This window comes from Streptomyces sp. NPDC024687 (genome assembly GCF_055559055.1).
This window is the reverse complement of the sequence record NZ_JBVHLJ010000013.1, coordinates 118,279-139,133: the sequence shown is the minus strand read 5'-3', so window position 1 is coordinate 139,133 and position 20,855 is coordinate 118,279. Positions and strand designations below refer to the sequence as shown.

At 70.3% G+C, this 20,855-nt stretch carries 19 protein-coding genes and 1 pseudogene; 13 read left to right on the top strand and 7 right to left on the bottom strand.

The genetic code is table 11. The annotated features are described in order from the left end of the window. Positions 1-255: 255 nt before the first annotated feature. Positions 256-435 carry a hypothetical protein gene (locus tag ACZ39I_RS37180; protein WP_467249645.1) on the bottom strand — a complete coding sequence of 60 codons (180 nt, stop codon included), beginning with the start codon at positions 433-435 and terminating at the stop codon, positions 256-258. Positions 436-533: 98 nt separating this feature from the next. Here ACZ39I_RS37180 and ACZ39I_RS37175 point away from each other — a divergent pair, with 98 nt between their 5' ends. From ACZ39I_RS37175 to ACZ39I_RS37165, 3 genes are read left to right on the top strand one after another with little or no spacing between them, the layout of a single operon-like run. After that, complete coding sequence (locus tag ACZ39I_RS37175; RefSeq protein WP_467249506.1) at positions 534-1,439, top strand: universal stress protein; 906 nt, start codon at positions 534-536, stop codon at positions 1,437-1,439. Positions 1,440-1,485: 46 nt separating this feature from the next. After that, on the top strand, positions 1,486-2,508 hold the full coding sequence (locus ACZ39I_RS37170) for a zinc-dependent alcohol dehydrogenase (RefSeq protein WP_467249504.1): 1,023 nt from the start codon (positions 1,486-1,488) through the stop codon (positions 2,506-2,508). Positions 2,509-2,513: 5 nt separating this feature from the next. Beyond that, positions 2,514-3,392 (top strand): universal stress protein, encoded by an 879-nt coding sequence (locus tag ACZ39I_RS37165; protein ID WP_467249502.1) that lies wholly within the window; start codon positions 2,514-2,516, stop codon positions 3,390-3,392. A gap of 24 nt (positions 3,393-3,416) precedes the next feature. Here the strand turns inward: ACZ39I_RS37165 and ppk2 are convergent, their stop codons facing one another. From ppk2 to ACZ39I_RS37150, 3 genes are all read right to left on the bottom strand, one after another. After that, positions 3,417-4,220: a polyphosphate kinase 2 gene (gene ppk2 / locus ACZ39I_RS37160; protein WP_467249500.1), complete on the bottom strand. Its 804-nt coding sequence runs from the start codon at positions 4,218-4,220 to the stop codon at positions 3,417-3,419. Positions 4,221-4,491: 271 nt separating this feature from the next. Further along, on the bottom strand, positions 4,492-5,172 hold the full coding sequence (locus ACZ39I_RS37155; RefSeq protein WP_467249498.1) for a CBS domain-containing protein: 681 nt from the start codon (positions 5,170-5,172) through the stop codon (positions 4,492-4,494). 41 nt (positions 5,173-5,213) lie between these two features. Next, positions 5,214-5,678, bottom strand: a complete 465-nt coding sequence (locus ACZ39I_RS37150) for a Crp/Fnr family transcriptional regulator (protein WP_467249496.1) — start codon at positions 5,676-5,678, stop codon at positions 5,214-5,216. A 559-nt stretch (positions 5,679-6,237) separates the two neighbouring features. Between ACZ39I_RS37150 and ACZ39I_RS37145 the strand changes: the two genes are divergently transcribed. Beyond that, on the top strand, positions 6,238-7,161 hold the full coding sequence (locus tag ACZ39I_RS37145) for a carbamate kinase (protein WP_467249494.1): 924 nt from the start codon (positions 6,238-6,240) through the stop codon (positions 7,159-7,161). Positions 7,162-7,394: 233 nt separating this feature from the next. On the opposite strand, the gene ACZ39I_RS37140 is transcribed toward ACZ39I_RS37145, so the two are convergent. Both ACZ39I_RS37140 and ACZ39I_RS37135 read right to left on the bottom strand, forming a co-directional pair. After that, complete coding sequence (locus tag ACZ39I_RS37140) at positions 7,395-8,060, bottom strand: DUF4389 domain-containing protein (RefSeq protein WP_467249627.1); 666 nt, start codon at positions 8,058-8,060, stop codon at positions 7,395-7,397. 227 nt (positions 8,061-8,287) lie between these two features. Then, positions 8,288-8,671: an STAS domain-containing protein gene (locus ACZ39I_RS37135; protein ID WP_467249492.1), complete on the bottom strand. Its 384-nt coding sequence runs from the start codon at positions 8,669-8,671 to the stop codon at positions 8,288-8,290. Positions 8,672-8,940: 269 nt separating this feature from the next. On the opposite strand from ACZ39I_RS37135, the gene ACZ39I_RS37130 reads away from it, so the two are divergent. The 3 genes from ACZ39I_RS37130 (at position 8,941) to ACZ39I_RS37120 (ending at position 12,727) form a co-directional block, all read left to right on the top strand. Then, entirely contained in the window at positions 8,941-9,666 is a 726-nt protein-coding gene (locus ACZ39I_RS37130) for a helix-turn-helix domain-containing protein (protein WP_467249490.1), read from the top strand. A gap of 114 nt (positions 9,667-9,780) precedes the next feature. Further along, positions 9,781-10,221, top strand: a complete 441-nt coding sequence (locus tag ACZ39I_RS37125) for a pyridoxamine 5'-phosphate oxidase family protein (RefSeq protein ID WP_467249488.1) — start codon at positions 9,781-9,783, stop codon at positions 10,219-10,221. 121 nt (positions 10,222-10,342) lie between these two features. Further along, the gene (locus ACZ39I_RS37120; RefSeq protein WP_467249486.1) at positions 10,343-12,727 is read left to right on the top strand and encodes a phosphoketolase family protein; all 2,385 of its coding nucleotides are present in this window, start codon (positions 10,343-10,345) and stop codon (positions 12,725-12,727) included. 156 nt (positions 12,728-12,883) lie between these two features. Here the strand turns inward: ACZ39I_RS37120 and ACZ39I_RS37115 are convergent. Beyond that, positions 12,884-14,166 (bottom strand): annotated as a pseudogene (locus tag ACZ39I_RS37115) (PEP/pyruvate-binding domain-containing protein); the annotation flags it as partial. 347 nt (positions 14,167-14,513) lie between these two features. Here ACZ39I_RS37115 and ACZ39I_RS37110 point away from each other — a divergent pair. The 6 genes from ACZ39I_RS37110 (at position 14,514) to ACZ39I_RS37085 (ending at position 19,693) form a co-directional block, all read left to right on the top strand. Further along, on the top strand, positions 14,514-15,206 hold the full coding sequence (locus ACZ39I_RS37110) for a response regulator (RefSeq protein WP_467249484.1): 693 nt from the start codon (positions 14,514-14,516) through the stop codon (positions 15,204-15,206). Between the two features lie 237 nt (positions 15,207-15,443). Then, positions 15,444-17,162 carry a sensor histidine kinase gene (locus ACZ39I_RS37105; RefSeq protein ID WP_467249482.1) on the top strand — a complete coding sequence of 573 codons (1,719 nt, stop codon included), beginning with the start codon at positions 15,444-15,446 and terminating at the stop codon, positions 17,160-17,162. A gap of 144 nt (positions 17,163-17,306) precedes the next feature. After that, positions 17,307-17,468: a hypothetical protein gene (locus ACZ39I_RS37100; protein ID WP_467249480.1), complete on the top strand. Its 162-nt coding sequence runs from the start codon at positions 17,307-17,309 to the stop codon at positions 17,466-17,468. A gap of 49 nt (positions 17,469-17,517) precedes the next feature. Beyond that, entirely contained in the window at positions 17,518-17,793 is a 276-nt protein-coding gene (locus ACZ39I_RS37095) for a hypothetical protein (protein ID WP_467249479.1), read from the top strand. After that, positions 17,750-18,412: a pyridoxal-phosphate dependent enzyme gene (locus ACZ39I_RS37090; RefSeq protein ID WP_467249477.1), complete on the top strand. Its 663-nt coding sequence runs from the start codon at positions 17,750-17,752 to the stop codon at positions 18,410-18,412. The genes ACZ39I_RS37095 and ACZ39I_RS37090 overlap by 44 nt, the downstream gene beginning before the upstream one ends. A 294-nt stretch (positions 18,413-18,706) precedes the next feature. After that, positions 18,707-19,693, top strand: coding sequence for an aldo/keto reductase (locus tag ACZ39I_RS37085; protein ID WP_467249475.1), 987 nt, complete (start codon positions 18,707-18,709; stop codon positions 19,691-19,693). Positions 19,694-20,855: the final 1,162 nt, after the last annotated feature.

Sequence of the window (20,855 nt, the reverse complement as noted above, 5' to 3'; positions counted from 1 at the left end):
GGCGGCCTGTTCTGTGTATCAGGCACCGGACCGTGTTTCGGCGCTGTTTCACGACGTTGGGCGAAGAGGGGCCGAACGGCCCCATAACGTCGGGAACATCGGCCCCACCCCGCGCCGGGGCACAGGACCCGTACGGCCCCGGGTCGGCCTCCCAACGGCCCTGTCCACTGCCACTGTCCTGGGCCAGCGTCGTGACGGTGCCGGCCTCGGGCACCTAGCGAGTGGCACGCCGCGGAGTCTCCTTGCCGGGGCGATCTACTGGTCGCGGCACCACTTCCGGCACCCGGATACGGCCGTCGGCAGGGTGGGGAAGATCCTTTCGCTGCCGATGGTGTCCGCGACGCCGTACGCCGTCAGGTCGTCCAGCAGCAGGTCCCGCTTCGCGGGCGAGGGCGAAGACGATGCCGCGTTCGGGCCGAAAGCCTCTGGTCCCATGGGGCCCATTGGCCCTCGGCCGGGACCTGCGGCCTCTGCACCGACTGTCTCCCCGCCCACATCCTGAAACCAGAACACCGATTCAGGAGGTGGACAGTATGTCCCGCACCGTCACCGTGGGCCTCGACGGCTCGTCCGAGAGCCGTGCCGCCGCTGAGTGGGCGGCCCGCGAGGCGAAGTTGCGTGGCCTTCCCCTGCGGCTGGTGCACGTCTGGGAGCCCGTTCCGGATCCCATGGCGCAGGCGCCACTGCTCGGTGCCGAGAACCAGCAGCACTGGAGCGAGCGCATCCCGCGCGAGGCCGCCGAGGGACTCCGCCTGCGGCACCCCGGCGTGGACGTGACCGCGGACCACCTCAACGGCCGTCCCGGTGAGGTGCTGACCCGCGTGGCCCAGGATGCCGGACTGCTGGTCCTCGGCTCCCGCGGGCTGAGCGGACTCGGAGGGTTCCTGGTCGGCTCGGTGGGCCAGTACGTCATTGCCCACACCGAGATTCCGGTGGTCCTCGTACGGTCGGGGGAGCAGGCCGCCGACGAGCACGACATGGACCCGGCAGGCATCCCGTCCGCGGCGACCGGGTTCCGGCCCGTCGTGCTCGGCCTCGACACCGACAGCCCCGACGACACGGTGATCACCTTCGCCTTCGAGGAGGCCGCCCGTCGTGTCACACCTCTGCGGGTCGTCCACGCCTGGAACCCGCCGCCGTACTTCGCCTACGGCCTGCAGGCCGACCCCCAGCTCAACACTGAGCTGGGCAAGCAAGAGGCCGCCGCGCTGGCCGAGGTTCTGCACCGCTGGAAGGGGAAGTATCCGGCCGTCGAGGTCGTCGAGGAGTCCGGATGGGGCAGCCCCGCCATCCGGCTGGTCGACGCCTCGCGCGAAGCCTCACTCGTCGTCGTGGGCCGTCGCATCCGCCGCATCCCGCTCGGCACCCACATCGGGCCCGTCACCCACGCCGTCCTGCACCACTCCACCGCACCTGTCGCCGTCATCGCGCACGACTGACGCTGCCGCTACTCACCGGCTCACCGATTCACGAGGAGAAGACATCATGAAGGCAGCGGTCGTACGAGCCTTCGGCGAGCCCCTGGTCATCGAGGAGCGGCCCGACCCGCAGCCCGGTCCCGGTCAGGTCCGCGTCCGGGTCGAGGCGTCAGGGCTGTGCCACACGGACATCCACGCCGCCCGCGGCGACTGGCCCGTCAAGCCGAACCCGCCGTTCGTCCCCGGTCACGAGGGCGTGGGCCTGGTGGACAAGCTCGGAGAAGGCGTCACGCATCTCGCCGTCGGGCAGCGGGTCGCCGTGCCATGGCTGGGCAAGGCATGCGGGCGGTGCGAGCACTGCCTGTCCGGCTGGGAGACGCTCTGCGAGCAGCAGATCAACACCGGATACGGCTGCGACGGCGGATACGCCGAGAAGATGCTGGCCTGGGCCGACTTCGCCCAGCTCGTGCCCCAGGGCATCACCGCCCTCGACGCCGCCCCGCTGACCTGCGCCGGCGTCACGACGTACAAGGCTCTCAAGGTCGCCGAAGTCCGTCCCACGCAGCTGGTGGCGATCTCCGGCGTCGGCGGTCTCGGGCACCTGGCCGTGCAGTACGCGAAGATCGCCGGGGCCCAGGTCGCGGCGATCGACGTCACCGACGAGAAGCTCGAACTCGCCGCCGAACTCGGCGCCGACCTCGTCATCGACGCCCGCAAGGACGACGTGGGCGAGGTGCTCAAGCGGTACGGCGGAGCCTACGCGGCGATCGCGCTCGCGGTGAACGAGGCCGCGTTCGCCGCCGTCAACTCCGGGCTGCGGCGCGGCGGGAAACTGGTGATGGTGGCGCTGCCGGCGCATGGCACGGTCCAGGTGCCGATCTTCGACACTGTCCTGAACGGCACGTCCGTGATCGGTTCGATCGTCGGCACGCGGCAGGATCTCGCCGAGGTGTTCCAGCTGCATCAGGCGGGCCGGACCCGGGTGATCTACGAGACGCGCCCGCTGGCCTCGGTCAACGAGTCCATCGAGGACGTCCTGCAGGGCCACGTCAAGGCTCGGATCGTCTTCGACCTCGGCGCGGGAAGGTGACGACGATGAGGGAACAACTGCCTCTGGTCGTGGGCGTGGACGGTTCCGAGCCGAGTCTGCGGGCCGTGGACTGGGCGGCCGACGAGGCCGCGCTGCGCGGGGTGCGGCTGCGGCTGGTGTACGCCTCGCTGTGGGAGCGGTACGAGGGCGCCGCACTCGCCGCCGATCTCGGCAAGCCGTCCGACCAGGTGCGATCCGGTGACATCATCGAGTGCGCGATCAGCCGGGCGCAGGCTCGCCACCCCGACCTGAAGGTGTCCGGCGAGGTGCTGCCGGAGGAGCCGGAGTACGCCCTGGTGAGGGAAGGCCGGCACGCCGGTGCCATGGTCCTGGGCACGCGCGGCCGCAGCGACATCACTGAACTGCTGGTCGGCTCGGTGAGCCTGACTGTGGCCGCCCACGCCCACTGCCCGGTGATCGTGCTGCGCGGCAGCCACGACAACCAGGTGACGCCCGCGGTCCGCGGACGCGTCGTCGTGGGCGTCGGCGAGCACCCGGACCCGTCGGCGGCCCTGCGCTTCGCCGTCGAGGAGGCGCGACGGCGCGGGGTGCCCCTGGAAGCCGTACGGGCCTGGCGGCACCCCGCGCACGAGACCACCGACCATCCGCTGTTGTCCGGCGAACCTGCCCGCGGGTACGAGGTGGAGGCGGCGAAGACGCTGGAAGCGGCGCTGCGCGACGCCCCGGAAGGCGTGGAAGTGCGTCGGCGCACCGTCGAAGGCCCCGCCCACAGGGTGCTCTTGGACGCCTCGCACGAGGCCGACCTGCTCGTCGTCGGCGCCCGCCGACGCGAGGGCCACCTCGGGCTCCAGCTCGGCCGGGTCGCCCATGCGGCCCTGCACCACTCCGCCTGCCCGGTCGCCGTCGTGCCGGAACGGGCGTGAGCGGGGACCGGCTGTGCAGGCCGATCAGAGGCTCGCCGCATGATCGGGGACGTAGGTGCGCAGATCGCGCGGCGGGCGCTCGTAGCCGGTCGACTCCGGGCGCACCGGCAGCTCCAGCACCGGCGGCGGCACATCGTGGTAAGGCAACGAACCCAACAGATGGGCGATCATGTTCAGCCGCGCCCGCCGCTTGTCGTCGCTCTCCACGACGTACCAGGGCGCCTCGGAGACGTCGGTGTGCACCATCATCTCGTCCTTGGCGCGGGAGTACGCCTCCCAGCGGGTGATCGACTCCAGGTCCATCGGAGACAGCTTCCAGCGCCGTGTCGGATCCTCCAGCCGACGCCGGAAACGCTCCTGCTGCTCGGTGTCGCTCACCGAGAACCAGTACTTGCGCAGCAGAATCCCGTCCTCCAGCAGCATCCGCTCGAAGGCCGGGCACTGGCGCAGAAAAAGCTGATACTCCTCCTTCGTACAGAAGCCCATCACATGCTCGACGCCGGCGCGGTTGTACCAGGAGCGGTCGAACAGCACGATCTCCCCCGCCGCCGGCAAATGCTCGACGTACCGCTGGAAGTACCACTGCGTGCGCTGGCGCTCGGTGGGCTTGGGCAGGGCGACGATCCGGGCGACGCGGGGGTTGAGATGTTCCGCGACCCGTTTGATGGTGCCGCCCTTGCCGGCCGCGTCCCGGCCCTCGAAGACGACGACCAGGCGGGCGCCCTCTGCCCGCACCCACTCCTGCAGCTTCACCAACTCCGTCTGCAAGCGCAGAAGTTCCCTCTCGTAAGCCTTGCGCGGCACCTTGTCCGCGTTCTTGCCGGCCATGCCGCCTCCACCGCTCGATGACCCCGGGGAGCCGCCACACCCAGGATCGAATGCCAGGACAGCACCGTACTGAGCTCCGCGTGCCCGCGCACCGTGGCGGGGATCCGCCCTCGGCACGCTCACCGCGGACCACCGATCGGTACGGCGGAGGCGGCCGGATGGGAGGTGGCGGACGGTCGGCCCGCGTTTGCCTGAGGCCTGCCTCACCTGCGGAATCGAGTCCGCTGGTCTCCGCCGTGCCTCGTCTCGGGAGGCGTTCTCAGCGGTTCGTTCACGCGCGGCGCCTGATGGCCGTCTCGGGGGAACCGCCGCGCTCGGAGAGATCGAATTCCACGTTCACGACGCCCTCGACAGCCCGGATCAGCCGTGCGGCCACGGGCACCAGGGAGGTGTCCCGGATGCGGCCGCTGAGCGTCACGACACCGTCCCGTACTGCCACGCGTGCGGAGGACGCCGGAGTGGGGAAGAGGTACGACACCACCTCCCGGCGAATCTCCTCGGCGATCTCCTCGTCGTCGCGCAGGAACACCTTCAGCAGGTCGGCGCGGCTGACGATGCCCTGCAGCATGCCCAGCTCGTCGACGACCGGAAGCCGTTTCACCTTGACGCGTGCCATGGTGCGCGCGGCCTGGGCGAGCGTGGCGTCCGCCCGGACGGTGAGGGCCGGCGCGGTCATCAGTTCCTCGGCGGTCGCCGCGCCGGCCTTGGCGAGGTCGGACAGGCGTCGCAGCTGGGTGTACCGGTCAGGATCGCTGTCGCGGAACTCCTCCTTGGGCAGCAGGTCGGCCTCGGAGACAACCCCGACGACACGCCCCGCACCCTCCAGAACGGGCAGGGCGCTGACCTTCCAGTCCTGCATCATCCGCACGATCTCCTTGAAGGCGGCCTCGCGGCCGACGGCGGCGACGGTCTGGCTCATGACGTCGCTCACGATGTGCGGGGTGCCATGCATGATGTCTCCTTGGTGGCTGTCGCTTCGGCTCACCGGGTTGGTCATAGGACGCTGCCGCTGCCATAGGGGGCGTAGAGGTCCAGCAGCCGGGTGCGGGCGGAGCGCAGGCGGTGGGCGAGTACGTCGCCGACCCACTGCGTGATGCTCTGGCCGAGTGCGGGGTCGTCCTGGCACAGCGAACGGATCGCGGCGGCGTCGAACTCATACGCCCGAACGGGGCTGGTCGCCTCGGCGCCCAGGTGCCAGGCGTGCGGGGCGAAAAGCCAGGACCAACCGACGAGTTCGTTGTGCCCGAGGGATTCGATCACGGCCGCGCGGCGGCCGGGCACGTGCATGTCGAGGGCGACGGTGCCCGTGCGGATGATCCAGAACCGGTCGGCGCGGATCCCCTCTTCGAAGAGGCGAGTGCCTTGGGGGAACGACACCTCGCGGGCGAAGTGCATCAGCCGATGCCGGTGCTCGGCCGGCAGTGCCCTCAGCATGCCGGCCGTGGGGGGAGCGTTCATGATGTGCCTCCGATCAGGGCGTCCCTACCTGCTACGTCCAGCGTGTGCCTGTTCCTCAGGCCGGGCCATGGGCCACCCGGCCCTACGGTAGGGCCGCTCGGTGCCTCCTGCGGGCCCACGGACCCCCTGTGCAGGAACGGGCAGGGCGGTTCGATGCAGACGACAGGGAAGCCGCTGGAAGGGGGGCATCGTGGGTACGTCACTGACGCCGGAGTTCTGGAGGCTGTTCGCCATCCTCCTGGTGATCTCCATGGCGGTCACGTTCGTGCTCAGCGCCGCGCTCGACGCGCTGGCCCTGCGGGCGCAGGGGCGCCGCATCCGTCGCCGGCCCGCGCTCACGCGGACGACCGCAGAGTCCTGTCGACTCGACAGCGCCTTGGTCCGCCGCTGCGTCAGGGAAGTGCACGGGTTTCCACGGTGCTCCGATCGGCGCCGCCGCCCACCGCAACTGTCCGGACCGGGAACTGCTCGACATCTGCGGCCTCGACGGTCCGGAGCTCACAACAACAGGTTGCACCCCATGAAGGCTGTGCTGGTCGCCACATTGGAGGACTGAACCGTGCGCATCGTCATCGCCATCGGTGGCAACGCCCTGCTACGTCGGGGTGATCGCCCCGATGCCGCCGTACAGCAGGCGAACATCGACCGGGTGGCCACCGCCGTCGCGGCCCTCGCTCTGGAACACGAGATCGTCATCACTCATGGCAACGAGCCGCAGATCGGCCTGCTCGCCATGGAGAGCGCGGCCGACCCCGTCCTGACCGCCCCCTGTCCGCTGGACCTACTGGGTGCGCAGACCGAGGGCCTGATCGGCTCGCTGCTGGTACGAGCCTTGTACGACACGCTGCCCGGCCGCAAGATCGCCGCACTGGTCACCCACACCCTGGTACGGGGTGACGATCCGGCGTTCGCAGGGCCCACGAAGCGCGTCGGCCCGGTGTATCCCCGGGACGTCGCCCGCACCCTCGCACGAAGGCGCGGCTGGCACATCGCCAAGGACGCCACCGGGTGGCGCCAGGTCGTCGCCTTCCCCGCGCCCCAGGGGATCGTCGAGACCGAGACCATCCACGACCTGCTCACCTGCGGTGCGCTGGTCATCTGCGCCGGCGGCGGAGGCGTTCCCGTCACTGCCGACCACGACACCGGCGCACTGCGCGGAGCGGACGCGGTCATCGACAAGGACCTCGCCGCCGCCCTGCTGGCCGAGGAACTCAAGGCCGACTTCCTGCTCGTCCTCACCGACGTGCCGAACGTCTACTCCCACTACGGCACCCCGGACCAGCGCCCCGTCCTGGACGTCACCCCGGAGGCCCTGCGGCGCGGCGGCTTCCCCGAGGGCTCGATGGGCCCCAAGGCGGAGGCCGCCGCCCGCTTCGTCGAACGCACCGGCGGTCTGGCCGCGATCGGCTGCCTCGACGCGGCCTACGAGATCGTCCACGGAAGGTCGGGGACGCTCGTCCGCCCCGAGTTGTCCATCGGCTGAGGTCCGCAGGCGAGGCGGGTGGGCCGAACGGCCCTACGGCCCGGGGACGGGCGGCACGGTTCACAGGCCTGTCCGGCACTGCTCGCGACCACGGCAGCAGCCAAGTATCGGCAGTGAGAGACGCACAGCGGGCCCCCGATCCCCGGTGCCGCACGACTTGACCTTGGCCGGTGCCTCGAAATCATGGGCACCGGCCAAGGCCGTCGATCAGACTGCGGCCACCGGCGCCGCGATCACGCCCCTTCTTCGGGCACAGCCGGCTCCGAGCCGCCCTGGTCCAGGCGGAAGGGCGGGTACTTGTCCGTCATCAGGGTGGCGTAGGCGGTGACGCGCAGGACCCACCGGTTGAGGCCGATGATCAAGTCGAACAGGCCCTTCGGATACTTCTCGGTGAAGGCCAGGATCACGGCTGCGATGACCGTCAGCAGGGCGATCAGGCCGCCGGACCACCAGCCGAGCTGAGCGCCGCCGAGGAAGAAGCCGATGACCATGTAGTGCGGGACGGCCAGGAGCCACCACTTCACCAGCACCAGGCCGCGGGAGAGCCGCTCCGGGTAGGCGATGTCCAGCCGTGCCGGGTAATCCGGTTCCTCGCCCAGGCTGAACGGCGGGTAGCGGTCGGTCCCCAGGGCGTCGTACGAGTAGTACGAGACCCGCCAACTCCAGCGCAATACCCCCAGGTTGAAGTCGAACAGGGCGCGGGGATAGCGCTCGGTGAACAGGATGGCGAAGAACGCGATCACGGTCACCACGGTGAAGGCGATCCAGAGGAAGAACAGCACCACGTAATGCGGAATGGCGAGGATCCACTTCACGAGCCACAGCCATCGGGACAGTGGCGAGTCGATACGCGCGCTCACCCGGACCGGGCGGTCCGGAAACTCCACCGGGTTCGTCATGGTGATCAGCTCCTTCGCCCCGGCACAGGAGTCGCCGAATGGGCTCATGACCAGCCTGGCTGCTTCCACCCGACGCCGCGAGGGCAGTGTGGGCGAGGACGAGGGCCTGTCGGCCTATAGATCCGCACGGCTGCGCGGAGATGGGCACCGAGAAAACGAACCGGGCGGGCCGTGGGGGGACACCGCTGCCGCTGCCCCGCACCGGAAGTGGTATGGCTGGCTGAGGATCAGTTCCGGGTGGCGGGACTGACCGTCTTGTGAACCAGGGCCGCGGACAGGCGGGGGTACACCTCCAAGACGTCGGCGAGGTGCACGCAGTGCAGAATCCGCAGGAAGTGCGGACTGGTGCTGACCAGCCTGAACCGGCCGTGCCGAGCCAGGGCACGGTTGCGCGCCCGGCACAGCCGGCCCAGCCCTGTGCAGTCGATGAAGGACGTGGAGCGCAGGTCCAGCACGAGATCAGGGTGTGGACCGGCCGTCAGGGCGTCGAGGAGGGCCGTGACGGAGGGTGCCGTACGGACGTCCATCTCGCCGAGCAGCTCGACGACGTCCGTGCCGTCGACGTTGCGCATCGTGTGGGAGAACGCGGACCCGGTGTGCGTTTCGGACATGCTGCGAGACAACCCGATGCGTGACCCGTCGGAAAGGGCCGTTCGGTCCCTGGCATGCGGGCCGGGCAGGGACCTTCGGGTCTCGGTCGGCCCGGCCGGGCCCGTATGACCCGTCCGGACCGTCAAGGAGGGCCGACCGGCCCAAGCGAATTCGGTGGACGGAAGAGACGCTGGAACCGGGGAACCCCGGAACCGCTCCGGGCTCGACGGCACTCGGGACGACAGATGGGTCCTGAGCGGCCGGGCGTTCGAGAAAGGCGACGATGGTCATGAAGGCCCACGCATTCCACGGCCCCGTGCAGTCCGACCGCGGGGATGCCCCGGATCCCGCCGTCAAGGACGACGCCGTCGAAGGATCGCCGCGCGGTGATCTCGGACGGCGCATCGCCCGTCGGCGCACCGAGCTGGGACTCACCCGGCGGGAGACGGCACAACGGGCGGGCATGGCGCCCAGCTACCTCCGGTACCTGGAGGAGCATCCTGCCGCCGCACCGGACCGGGGTGCCCTGCTCAGGCTGGCCGGTGTTCTGGGCACGACCGCCCCCGAACTCGCCGGCGGCCATGCCGATCTGCCTCCGGGCCGCGGACAGGCCGCCCGCAGCGTGGAGTTCACTGAGCTGACCGAACGGGAGTGCCGGGACCTGCTCGGCACCCACGGGGTGGGCAGGTTGGCAGTGACCACGCCTTCCGGGCCCCTCGTCGTGCCGGTCAACTACGGGTTCGTCGACGGGGCGGTCCTCTTCCGGACAGCCGTCGGCACGACCCCCGACCAGGCGTCCGGTCACCGGGTCGCCTTCGAGGTCGACCGTGTCGACGAAGCACTGAGTGGGGGCTGGAGCGTCCTGGTGCGCGGACGGGCCCACGACGTCACCGATGTGGAAGAGGCGCGCCGACTCGCGGAACGGGTGTACAGCGCGCCCTGGGTCGGAGGACGTCGAGACCTGTGGATCCGTATCGAGCCCGACGCCGTCACCGGGCGCCGGATCACCGTATGACAGGGCCGGTTTCCGGCCGAGGAGGGACCAACAGGCCCTCACCGCCGTCCCCCGCCCGGCGGAGGATGGACAGAGACCGCACCATCACGGCACTGGGCGAAAGACGGACTGGGCATGTACCGCAACGACGGTTTCCGTGAACTCGGACGGCAGGACTGCCTGCGTCTGCTGACGAAGGTGCCGGTCGGACGGATCGTGCACACGCGCCAGGCCCTGCCCGCCGTCCTGCCGGTCAACTTCTGTCTGGACGGCGACGACGCCGTGGTGGTGTGTACCTCCGCCACCTCGGAACTGGCCCGCGCCGTCGACGGCACGGTGGTCGCCTTCGAGGCCGACGAGGTGGACGCCACCGCCCACTCGGGCTGGAGCGTGGTCGTGACCGGCCCGGCCACGGTCGTGACCGACCCCGTCGAGCACAAGCGACTGGTACGGGACGGCCCCCGCTCCTGGGTGCCCTCGACCCGGCAGATTTTCGTCCGCATCGAATCCGAGCTGGTCACCGGGCGGGAACTCGTCGGCGGACGCACGCTTTACGGAGTGGATCTCACCCCCTGACGCTCCCAGGCGCCAAGGGTGACCCGGCCGGCCCTGTGGGGTACCCGGCCGGTCACCGATGGTGGAAGGCACGGACCGGCTTGTACCCCCGATCGACACCCTGACCCGGAAGGTATCTCCCATGTCCGTCGACATGCAGCAGGCGTCCGCCCCGCTCACCGAGGAGGAGCTGAGGGCGCTGGACGCCCACTGGCGCGCCGCGAACTACCTCGCCGTCGGGCAGATCTACCTGATGGCCAACCCCCTGCTGACCGAGCCGCTGCGCGCGGAGCACGTGAAGCCGCGGCTGCTCGGCCACTGGGGCACCTCACCGGGCCTGAACCTGGTGCACACGCATCTCAACCGTGCCGTCAGGTCCCGCGACCTGGACGCGCTGTGCATCTGGGGTCCCGGCCACGGCGGCCCCGCCGTGCTCGCCAACGCCTGGCTGGAAGGTTCGTACAGCGAGACCTACCCGGACATCACCCGAGACGCCGAAGGCATGGCCCGGCTGTTCCGGCAGTTTTCCTTCCCCGGCGGCGTGCCCAGCCATGTCGCCCCGGAGACCCCCGGCTCCATCCACGAAGGCGGCGAACTGGGCTACGCCCTCTCCCATGCCTACGGAGCCGCCCTCGACAACCCGGACCTGGTGGTCGCCTGCGTCATCGGCGACGGAGAGGCCGAGACCGGGCCGCTGGCCGCGTCCTGGCACTCCAACAAGTTCCTCGACCCCGTCCACGACGGTGCCGTCCTGCCGATCCTGCACCTCAACGGCTACAAGATCGCCAACCCGACGGTGCTGGCCCGGCTGCCCGAGAGCGAACTCGACGAGCTGCTGCGCGGCTACGGCCACACGCCGATCCATGTCACCGGCGACGACCCGATGGCCGTGCACAGGGCCATGGCCGAGGCCATGGACATGGCGCTGGACCGGATCGCCGCGTTCCAGCGCGCCGGGCGGGAGGGCGGCGACACCGACCGCCCGCGCTGGCCGGTGATCGTGCTGCGCACCCCGAAGGGCTGGACCGGGCCGGCCGAGGTCGACGGGCTGCCGGTGGAGGGCACCTGGCGAGCTCACCAGGTTCCGCTGGCCGCCGTCCGTGACAACCCGGACCACCTGCGTCAACTCGAGAACTGGCTGCGCTCGTACAAACCCGAGGACCTGTTCGACGAGGAGGGCCGCCCCCGCGAGCAGGTGTTGGCCTGCGTGCCCGAGGGCACCCGGCGCCTGGGCGCCAACCCGCACGCCAACGGCGGCCTGCTGCTGCGCGAACTGCCCCTGCCGTCGCTGGAGAAGTACGCGGTCGACGTCGACAAGCCCGGTGCCACCCTGCACGAGCCCACCCGTGTCCTCGGCGACCTGCTGGAGGACGTCATGCGGGGCACCGCGGACCGGCGCGACTTCCGCCTCGTCGGCCCCGACGAGACCGCCTCCAACCGGCTGCAGGCCGTCTACAAGGCCAGCGGCAAGGCGTGGCAGGCCCAGACGCTCCAGGTCGACGAGCACCTCGACCCGCACGGCCGGGTCATGGAGATCCTCTCCGAGCACACCTGCCAGGGCTGGCTCGAGGGATACCTCCTCACCGGTCGGCACGGGCTGTTCTCCTGCTACGAGGCGTTCGTGCACATCGTCGACTCGATGGTCAACCAGCACATCAAGTGGCTGCGCACCACCCGTCGCCTGTCCTGGCGTGCCCCGATCGCCTCCCTCAACTACCTGCTGACCTCGCACGTGTGGCGCCAGGACCACAACGGCTTCTCGCACCAGGACCCCGGCTTCGTCGACCACATCCTCAACAAGAGCCCGGAGGCGGTCCGGGTCTATCTGCCGCCGGACGCCAACACCCTGCTGTCGGTGGCCGACCACGCCCTGCGCAGCCGCGACTACGTCAACGTCATCGTCGCGGGCAAGCAGCCCTGCTTCGACTGGCTGTCCATGGAACAGGCCAAGGTGCACTGCGCCCGCGGCGCCGGCATCTGGGACTGGGCGGGCAACGAGAACGCCGAACGGGAACCGGACGTGGTCCTCGCCTGCGCGGGCGACGTCCCGACCCAGGAAATCCTGGCCGCCGCCCAGCTGCTGCGCCACCACCTGCCGGAGCTGGCCGTGCGGGTCGTCAACGTCGTGGACCTGGCCCGGCTGCTGCCCGCCGAGGAGCACCCGCACGGCATGCCCGACGCGCAATACGACGCCCTGTTCACCACCGACAAGCCGGTGATCTTCGCCTATCACGGCTACCCGTGGCTCATCCACCGCCTGGCCTACCGCCGGGCCGGCCACGCCCACCTGCATGTACGCGGCTACAAGGAGATCGGCACGACCACCACACCGTTCGACATGGTCGTCAGCAACGACCTCGACCGCTACCGGCTGGTCATGGACGTCATCGACCGCGTCCCCGGCCTCGCGGTGCGCGCCGCCGCCGTACGACAGCGGATGGAGGACACCCGGCTGCGCCACCACGACTGGATCCGCGTCCACGGCACGGACCTGCCCGAGGTCGCCGACTGGACCTGGGACGGCTGAACGGCCCCTCCGGACCGGGGCACCGCCGCGCGACAGCGGTGGTGCCCCGGACGTCTCACGCCGCTGCCAGCGCTGCCGCCCAGGGCGCTGAGCCCGACGGGCTCAAGGACTTCCAGACCGATGTACATGACGCGGGCGCCGGCGCGAGCGTCTTCGCTCGGCGCCGCACACGCAGACCTTGCCCATGCCGCGGGCGACGACGGCGGCATGACTGGTCTTGCCGCCCCGGCTGGTGAGCACGGCCTCGGCGGCGACCATGCCGGGCAGATCGTCCGGGATGGTCTCCTGCCGCACGAGAACGACCTTCTCGCCGGCGGCGTAACGCCGTACGGCCTCGTCCGAGTCGAACACCACCGCTCCGACGGGGGCACCCGGCGAGGCCGCGATGCCATGCTTCAGCGGTTCGCCGACGGCAGAGGTGTCGAACCGGGGGAACATCAGCCGGGCCAGCCCCTCGTCGGCCAGCTCGGCGGCGATGGCGAAGGCGGCCTCGGTGGTGCGCTTGCCCACACGGGTCTGCAACATCCACAGCCGTCCGCGCTCGATGGTGAACTCGATGTCGCACAGGTCCCGGTAGTGGTGCTCCAAGGCATCCATGTGCGCCCGCAGCTCCAGACAGGAGGCGCGGTCCAGCCGCTCCAGGTCGGTCAGGGGCACGGAGTTGCGGATGCACGCGACGACGTCCTCGCCCTGGGCGTCGACCAGGTAGTCGCCGTACAGACCGGGCCGCCCGGTGGCCGGGTCGCGGGTGAAGGCGACCCCGCTGCCGGAATCGGCGCCGAGGTTGCCGAAGACCATGCGCTGCACGGTGACCGCGGTGCCCAGGTCGTCGGGGATGTGTTCGCGCCGCCGGTACAGGCGGGCCCGTTCGCTGTTCCAGGACTGGAAGACGGCGAGCACGGCCCGGCGCAGCTGCTCGGCGGGCGACTGCGGGAAGCGCTCGCCGGTCTCGTAATCGATGAGGCCCCTGTACGTCTCCACGAGCCGGGCGAGGTCGATGGCGTCCAGGTGCACGTCGTCCGCGACGCCGCGCACCTCCTTCAGCAGGGGTGATGGCCTGCTCGAACAGAGCGGAGTCGATGCCCGTCACCGTGCTGCCGAACATCAGGACCAGTCGGCGGTAGGAGTCCCGGGCGAAGCGCTCGCTGCCCGAGGTTTTGGCCAGGCCGAGGACGGAGTCGTCGTTCAGACCGAGAAGCGAGCGCCGGAGCGCACCGACAGCAGCAGTGGGTCGTCGGGCTGCCCGAGCAGCCGTCCCGCGGTGGCCTGCAGGGCCGACAAGTGCCGCGAGATCTCTCGGGAGACCCCCTCGGGTTCGGCGCCGTGGCCAGGAAGGCCCGGCAGGCCTCGGTGGTGACGATGAACCCCGGGGGCGCGGGCAGGCCCAGCCGGGTCATCTCGGCCAGGTTCGCTCCCTTGCCGCCGAGAAGGTCGGCCATGTGGCGGCCGCCCTCGGTGAAGTCCTAGACGTAACGGACCATGACCTGTGCTCCTCGACGTCGCATGCCATGGCTTCCCTGCCCTTGGCTACTACCAGTCCCTTCGGGGATTGGCGCCAGGGCAGGTGCCGGGCGGTCCCGTGCAGTGGGCCAGTCGGCCCTCGGTGACGGGGCCAGTTTTGGCCCGTGCGGCGACCGGGCAGCGGTACGCGGAGAAACCGGGGGCTGAAACAGGGCCGACCGGCCCTGGCCGTTCGGCTCGGAGACGAGAAAGATCTCAGGCAGGAGCCGAGGTCCCGTCCGGAGGAGCGGCCCACGACGCACCACCACCTGACAAGGAGCATTCGATGGCGGACAGTGAGCGGCCCGGTACCGGCGGCCCGATCCGGGTCTTCCTGCTGGACGATCACGAGGTGGTACGCCGAGGCGTCCACGACCTGCTGGACGATGAGCCGGACATCACGGTGATCGGAGAGGCCGGCACGGTCGAGCAGGCCCTCGTGCGCGTCCCCGCCCTGCGCCCCGACGTGGCAGTGCTCGACGTCCGGCTGCCCGACGGCGACGGCGTCAGCGTGTGCCGGGAGCTGCGCTCGCGCATGCCGGAGCTGGCCTGTCTGATGCTGACCTCGTTCGACGACGAGGAGGCACTGCTGGACTCGATCATGGCCGGGGCGTCCGGGTACGTGCTGAAGCAAATCCAGGGCTCGGACCTGGTGTCGGCGGTCCGCACGGTGGCCGGGGGGCAGTCCCTGCTCGACCCCAGCGCCACCGCCAAGGTGATGGCCCGGTTGCGCGGCGAACAGAGCAAGGAGCCCGAGCCGGACGCCCTGCCGGGTTTGACCGAGCGCGAGCGGGAGATCCTCGCTCTGGTCGGCGAGGGCCTGACCAACCGGCAGATCGGCCAGCGGCTCTACCTCGCCGAGAAGACCGTCAAGAACCACATCTCCCGTCTGCTCGCCAAGCTCGGGGTGGAGCGCCGCATCCAGGCCGCGGTGATCGCTACCCAGGCACAGGACAGGCTGAAGAGCGAAGGACGCTGAAGCCCGCGCGCCGACGACCGGTGCGCAACCCTGGCATGCGGTTCTTCGGCTCGTACGACAATGAGGGGGCTCGCCGCCTGCTCGACCTCGCCGAGTACGACGAGTGCGGACCGGGGGAGCCGGTCTTCCGCAGGGATGACCAGGGCCGATTCCTCACCCGCACCGCTCTGGGACCGTTACCGTGGCACATGACCGGGACGGTCGGCCGTCGGCGGCCGGGGGACGTAAGGAGCATCGGTGGGAAGCCCTGAGGAGGCCCGGGTACGGCTGCCGCAGCTGAAGTTGGACGAGCTGCTGGAAGAGCTGCAGGCGCGCATCGACGCCGCCCGCGGCACCAGGGACCGGGTGCACAGCTTGTTGGAAGCCGTGCTCTCGGTCGGCCGGGAGCTGGACCTCGAGCAGGCCCTGTACAGCATCGTGCAGGCGGCGGCCGTGCTCGTCGACGCGCAGTACGCCGCCCTCGGCGTCATCGGCCCGGACGGCAAGCGGCTGTCCGCCTTCCTCACCGTGGGGGTCACCGAGGAGCAGATCTCGGAGATCGGCAACTATCCGGAGGGCCACGGCATCCTGGGAGAGCTGATCCGGCACCCCGAGCCGTTGCGTCTGACGAAGCTCTCCGAACACGCCGCCTCGTACGGCTTCCCGGCCCACCACCCGCCGATGAACACCTTTCTCGGCGTCCCGATCCGAGTACGGGACCAGGTCTTCGGCAATCTGTACCTGACCGAGAAGCAGGGGGGAGCGGAGTTCGATGAAGAGGACGAGTCGGTCCTGTCCACCCTGGCCGTGGCAGCCGGCGTCGCTATCGACAACGCCCGCCTGTACGAGGAGTCCCGGCTGCGCGAACGGTGGCTGCAGGCGAACGCGGAGGTCACCCACAGCCTGATGTCCGGCAGTGAGCGCGCGGAGGCGCTCGGACTGATCGCCGAGCGGGCCAGGGAGATCACCGATGCAGCCCTGGCCGTGGTCGCGATGCCCATGGAGGACACCGACTCGCTCACGGTGGAACTGGCCATCGGGCAGGGCGCGGAGGAACACCACGGCCTCGTACTACCGGTGAGCGGCAGCTTGATCGGCCGGGCCTTCGCCACCGCTTCCCCGGTCACGAGCGCGGATGTCGACCACGACGAGCGGGCGTCCGACACCGCCCCGCGCTTCACAGGTCTCGGAGCGGCCGTGGCCGTTCCCGTCGGAACGGCCGCAAGCGTGCGAGGTGTTGTTCTGCTGGTGCGTGAGGCGGGCCGACCGGTGTTCACGGGGAAGGAGACCGAACCGCTGCAGGCATTTGCCTCCCAGGCCGCGATCGCCATGGAGTTGGCGGACCGACGGCGCGACGCCGAGCACATCGCCATGCTCCAGGACCGGGACCGGATCGCCCGGGACCTGCACGACCTGGCGATCCAGCGCTTGTTCGCCACCGGGATGACGTTGCAGAGCGCGGGCCGCTTCATCGAGCATCCCCAGGCCGCCGACCGCGTGGCCCGAGCGGTCGACGACCTCGACGAGACCATCAAGATCATCAGGTCGACCATCTTCGGTCTGCGTTCACGCGAGGGGGCCGCCGGATCCGGTCTGCGCGCCCGCGTGGTGCGGGCCGTCGGTGAAGCCGCTCCGTTGCTTGGCTTCGCTCCCAGTGTGCGGATGGAAGGCCTGGTGGACACCGAGATTCCCGGCCGGATCGCTGACCAGGTGGAGGCGGTCCTGTCGGAGGCGCTGACCAACATCGCCCGGCACGCCCGTGCCGACCGTACTGACGTGGCGCTGGAGACCGACGGCCGCGAAGTGCGGCTGACGGTCTCCGACAACGGTGTGGGGATACCGCCCGACGGCCGCCGCAGCGGCCTGCGCAACATGGCCGAACGAGCACAGCAACTGGGCGGGGAGCTGGAGTTCGACAACCCGGCCGGCGGCGGAACCGTTCTGGTGTGGCGGGTGCCGGTGACGGACGAGCCGTGACACGGCCCGGTGGAAAGTGAACGAGGCTCAAGGCCGATACCCCGTGGTCACGGCCCTGCGCACACCCATCGCACACCCATCCCGGACCCGGAGCCGGTGGCCGACGTGGCAGAGGAACTAGCGCGCTTTCGACGAGTGCCGGACGTGGAGTACCAGGAGGAGTGGGAGGGCGCGCGGGATGTGCAGGCCGCCGCCGCCGATTTCCGTCGTAGCTGCCTGGGCCTTGGCCCCTTCCGGCTGCGGGAGGACGACGCCGGCTCCAAGGCGGCTGGGAGCGGTGTGCAGGTGACGATCGACAAGGTGTGAGGGAAGGGCACCGTCACGCTGAGCTTGGGTGGTCCTACGCTGCTGTGTCGTGCAGGAGAGACGTCTCGACATGGCTCGGATCCGGGCGGCTCGCCGGGTGATCGACCCGGTCTTTCTCGACACTCCGCTGTACCGCTGTGAGGCGCTGGAGCCTGGCCTCGGGTGCACGGTGAGCATCGAGCTCGAAACGGCGAACCCGGTCCGCAGCTTCAAGGCCCGCGGCACCGAGGTAGTCGCGAGCCTGCTGGCCGACAATGCGTCGCGGGCGGCGATGTGCGCGAGTGACCGTCGTGGCATCCCGCTTTGCGACTCGGGCCGAGCTTGATCGCATCCGCGCGTTGGACGCCGGGTTGGAGCTGGTGGACGGCGACCATGAGATGGCTCGCGAGCGGGCGGCGGCCATCGCGCGGTACGACGGCATCCGGCTGGTCGAAGACAGCCTGGACATCGAGACCTGCGAGGGCGCGGCGACCATCGGCCTGGAACAGGTGGACACCACACCGTCGTTCGACACCGTCCTGATCGCTCTCGGCGGCGGGGCGCTGGCCACCGGCGTGGGGGCATGTGGTGAAGGCATTGGCACCCGAAGTCGAGGTGATCGGTGTCCAGCCCCTGGGCGCACTGGCGCTCACCCACTCGTGGCGCCAGCGGCGTGTCGTCACCACGACTCGACCGACACCGTCGCTGACGGCGTCGCCGGCCGACGTCCCATCCCGGCCGTCCTGCACGATCTCCTCCTGGTCGCTGACAACGCCGTCCTGGTCCAGGAGCCGTCGATCATCGCCGGTATGCGGACGCTCCTTGACCACGCCGGCATCGTCGTCGAACCTTCGGCCGCGCTCGGCATCGCGGCGATCCTCGAAGACCGCGACCGCTTCGCTGGCCGACACGTTGCCACCATCATGTGCGGCAGCAACGTCGACGTAGACGCCTACCACCGGTAGGGCGACACAGCTCCCATCCACAGGTCTTGACAATTGCTCGGGGGAGCCGCCGCGCGTCTTCCCTCGTTTGGGACGCGCACCAGCTCGTGGCCGACTTCCGGATGGCCTCGGACGACGCTCGGTAGCTCTCCGACGCGGACTCTCCTTCCGACCCCGAGGCGATGCCACTTCCGGGTGATCGGCAGAAAACGCCCTCTCGCGTCGGAATCGTCGCGCCGGTAAATCGCCTTGGCCCCGGGGCCCTTGCCACGGCAGGATGATCGCGCGATGTCGGCGCGATGAGGGGAACGGTGGATGAGGCGGAACCGGCTCGGGAAGACTGATGTGCACGTCACGGAGCTGGGTTTCGGTGGCGGTCCGCTCGGCGGACTCTTCGCACCGCTGGACGACGAGACAGCCGCGGATGCCCTGCAGGCAGCCTGGGGCAGCGGCATCCGCTACTTCGACACCTCCCCGCATTACGGCATCGGCCACTCCGAAAGGCGCACTGGCGCCCTGCTCCGGGGCAGGCCGCGCGACGAGTTCACCCTGTCGACGAAGGTGGGCCGGCTGCTGGTCCCGCAGGACCCGGCGGGCCGTATGGACGAGAGCTTCGCGGTGCCCGCCACCCATCGCAGGGTGTGGGACTTCACGCGGGACGGTGTGCTGCGCAGCGTGGAGGACTCGCTGGAGCGGATGGGCGTGGACCGTCTCGACGTGCTGTTCCTGCACGACGCGGAGGAGCACTTCGAGGACGCCTTGCGCGACGGATACCCGGCTCTCGCCGAACTCCGCGCCCAGGGCGTGGTGGGGGCGATCGGCGCGGGGATGTACGACCCCGGCAAACTGACCCGGCTGGTCAGGGAGTCGGACGTCGACGTCGTGATGCTGTCCGGCCGCTACACGCTCCTGGACCACAGTGCCCTGGACGAACTCCTGCCCGCCTGCGCGGACCGCGGGGTGTCGGTCTTGGCGGCGTCGGTCTTCAACTCCGGTCTGCTCGCCACGGCCCGACCCACCGAGGGCAGCACCTTCGACTACGCTCCCGCCGCACCGCGCCTGCTGCTCCGTGCGCACCGCATCGCCGACGTCTGCGAGGCGCACGGCGTCACCCTCCCGGAGCTGGCGATGGCGTTCCCGCTGCGCCACCCGGCGGTCGCGGGCATCGTCGTCGGCATGCGCACGGCGGAGGAGGTGCGCGCCAACACGGCGGCATTCGACGCGGATATCCCGGCACAGCTGTGGGACGACCTGCGGGGCGAAGGGCTCCTGGACGAGCGGGCACCAGTGCACGGCCGCTGACCTGCGGAGCTGGCACCCGCAGTACTGCCATGCCTCCCCCTGGCTGGCCACGGAGCAGGGGCAGGCACTCCGCGCTGCCCTCACCTGATCGACGCGATAGGTTCCGCCCCTAAGAACACTTGGTCGATTGGCCCCGTCAGACACTCTTCCAGAGCCTGTCTCCTCGATCACGAGCGGAGCGTTCGGTATCAAAGCCCGGTGGCCGCCCGCCGCGTGAGCCCCGACGCTCACGGCAGCGATGGTGTCGCGCTTTTCCGGGATCGCATGGCTGATTCCCCGGCCTCGGAGGTAGGTGCGGATCTTGCTGTTGCTGTAGGCACGGTCCGCACTGACGCTGTCCGGCAGCCGCCGTCGCCGCCCCGAACCCACGCGCGGGACGCGGCGGCAAGGTCGCTGGCGGCACCTTCGGTGCACCGGCCGCGTGCACATGTGCGCGGATCGAGGTGGAGTCGACGTTGATGTTCCAATCGATGTCGCACGCCGCGTCGGCGACGGCCTGGAGGTGGTGCAGCAGGCGTTCTCAGGTGCCATCGGCCGACCAGCGGCACCCCGGTGCCGAGCCGGTGAATGATCCCGTTGAACACTTGGCGGTGGTCCCGCCACCGCCCGCATCGGTTGTTGCTGACCGGCAGCAGAGATTCCAGCACGGCCCACTCGGCTTCGGTCAGATCACCCCGGCTCACCATGAGCGGAACAACGAGCGACCTGACGACAGCGGCACGGTCGGATTGACGCGTGACCGGGTGCTTCCGGACGTCCGCCATGCTGGAACCATTCCGGCGCCAGGATCGACATCACCGTCGCGTCCACCCGCTCGCCCTTCCCATACCCGACGAACAAACGGGTCGCCTCCGTCCCCTAGCCCCGATCCATAAGTGCCGGGCACCAGGCAGATGCGTGAGGCCGGCGGGGCCGGTGCCCGCGACCAGGCCCCCGGCGACGGCGATACCGACCGCCGCACCGATCTGGCGCGCGGTGGAGGTGATCGCCCCTGCCACGCAGGCCCGGGACGATGTTGGTGAGGGGGGCGTTGGCGAAGCCGAACCCGGTGCCGATCAGCAGGTGGGCGAGGAGGATCAGCGGCACGCTCGTGTCCTGGTCCAGGTTCATCAGGCACAGACCGCCGGCCGTGGTGAAGGCGCCCGCGAGGATCAGCGGCCGC

What these genes read in the sequence shown, in the direction of transcription:
- ACZ39I_RS37180 (WP_467249645.1), bottom strand. Translation starts at nt 435, where the DNA reads ATGGGACCAGAGGCTTTCGGCCCGAACGCGGCATCGTCTTCGCCCTCG.
- ACZ39I_RS37175 (WP_467249506.1), top strand. Translation starts at nt 534, where the DNA reads ATGTCCCGCACCGTCACCGTGGGCCTCGACGGCTCGTCCGAGAGCCGT.
- ACZ39I_RS37170 (WP_467249504.1), top strand. Translation starts at nt 1,486, where the DNA reads ATGAAGGCAGCGGTCGTACGAGCCTTCGGCGAGCCCCTGGTCATCGAG.
- ACZ39I_RS37165 (WP_467249502.1), top strand. Translation starts at nt 2,514, where the DNA reads ATGAGGGAACAACTGCCTCTGGTCGTGGGCGTGGACGGTTCCGAGCCG.
- ppk2 (WP_467249500.1), bottom strand. Translation starts at nt 4,220, where the DNA reads ATGGCCGGCAAGAACGCGGACAAGGTGCCGCGCAAGGCTTACGAGAGG.
- ACZ39I_RS37155 (WP_467249498.1), bottom strand. Translation starts at nt 5,172, where the DNA reads ATGCATGGCACCCCGCACATCGTGAGCGACGTCATGAGCCAGACCGTC.
- ACZ39I_RS37150 (WP_467249496.1), bottom strand. Translation starts at nt 5,678, where the DNA reads ATGAACGCTCCCCCCACGGCCGGCATGCTGAGGGCACTGCCGGCCGAG.
- ACZ39I_RS37140 (WP_467249627.1), bottom strand. Translation starts at nt 8,060, where the DNA reads ATGACGAACCCGGTGGAGTTTCCGGACCGCCCGGTCCGGGTGAGCGCG.
- ACZ39I_RS37135 (WP_467249492.1), bottom strand. Translation starts at nt 8,671, where the DNA reads ATGTCCGAAACGCACACCGGGTCCGCGTTCTCCCACACGATGCGCAAC.
- ACZ39I_RS37130 (WP_467249490.1), top strand. Translation starts at nt 8,941, where the DNA reads ATGAAGGCCCACGCATTCCACGGCCCCGTGCAGTCCGACCGCGGGGAT.
- ACZ39I_RS37125 (WP_467249488.1), top strand. Translation starts at nt 9,781, where the DNA reads ATGTACCGCAACGACGGTTTCCGTGAACTCGGACGGCAGGACTGCCTG.
- ACZ39I_RS37120 (WP_467249486.1), top strand. Translation starts at nt 10,343, where the DNA reads ATGTCCGTCGACATGCAGCAGGCGTCCGCCCCGCTCACCGAGGAGGAG.
- ACZ39I_RS37110 (WP_467249484.1), top strand. Translation starts at nt 14,514, where the DNA reads ATGGCGGACAGTGAGCGGCCCGGTACCGGCGGCCCGATCCGGGTCTTC.
- ACZ39I_RS37085 (WP_467249475.1), top strand. Translation starts at nt 18,707, where the DNA reads ATGAGGCGGAACCGGCTCGGGAAGACTGATGTGCACGTCACGGAGCTG.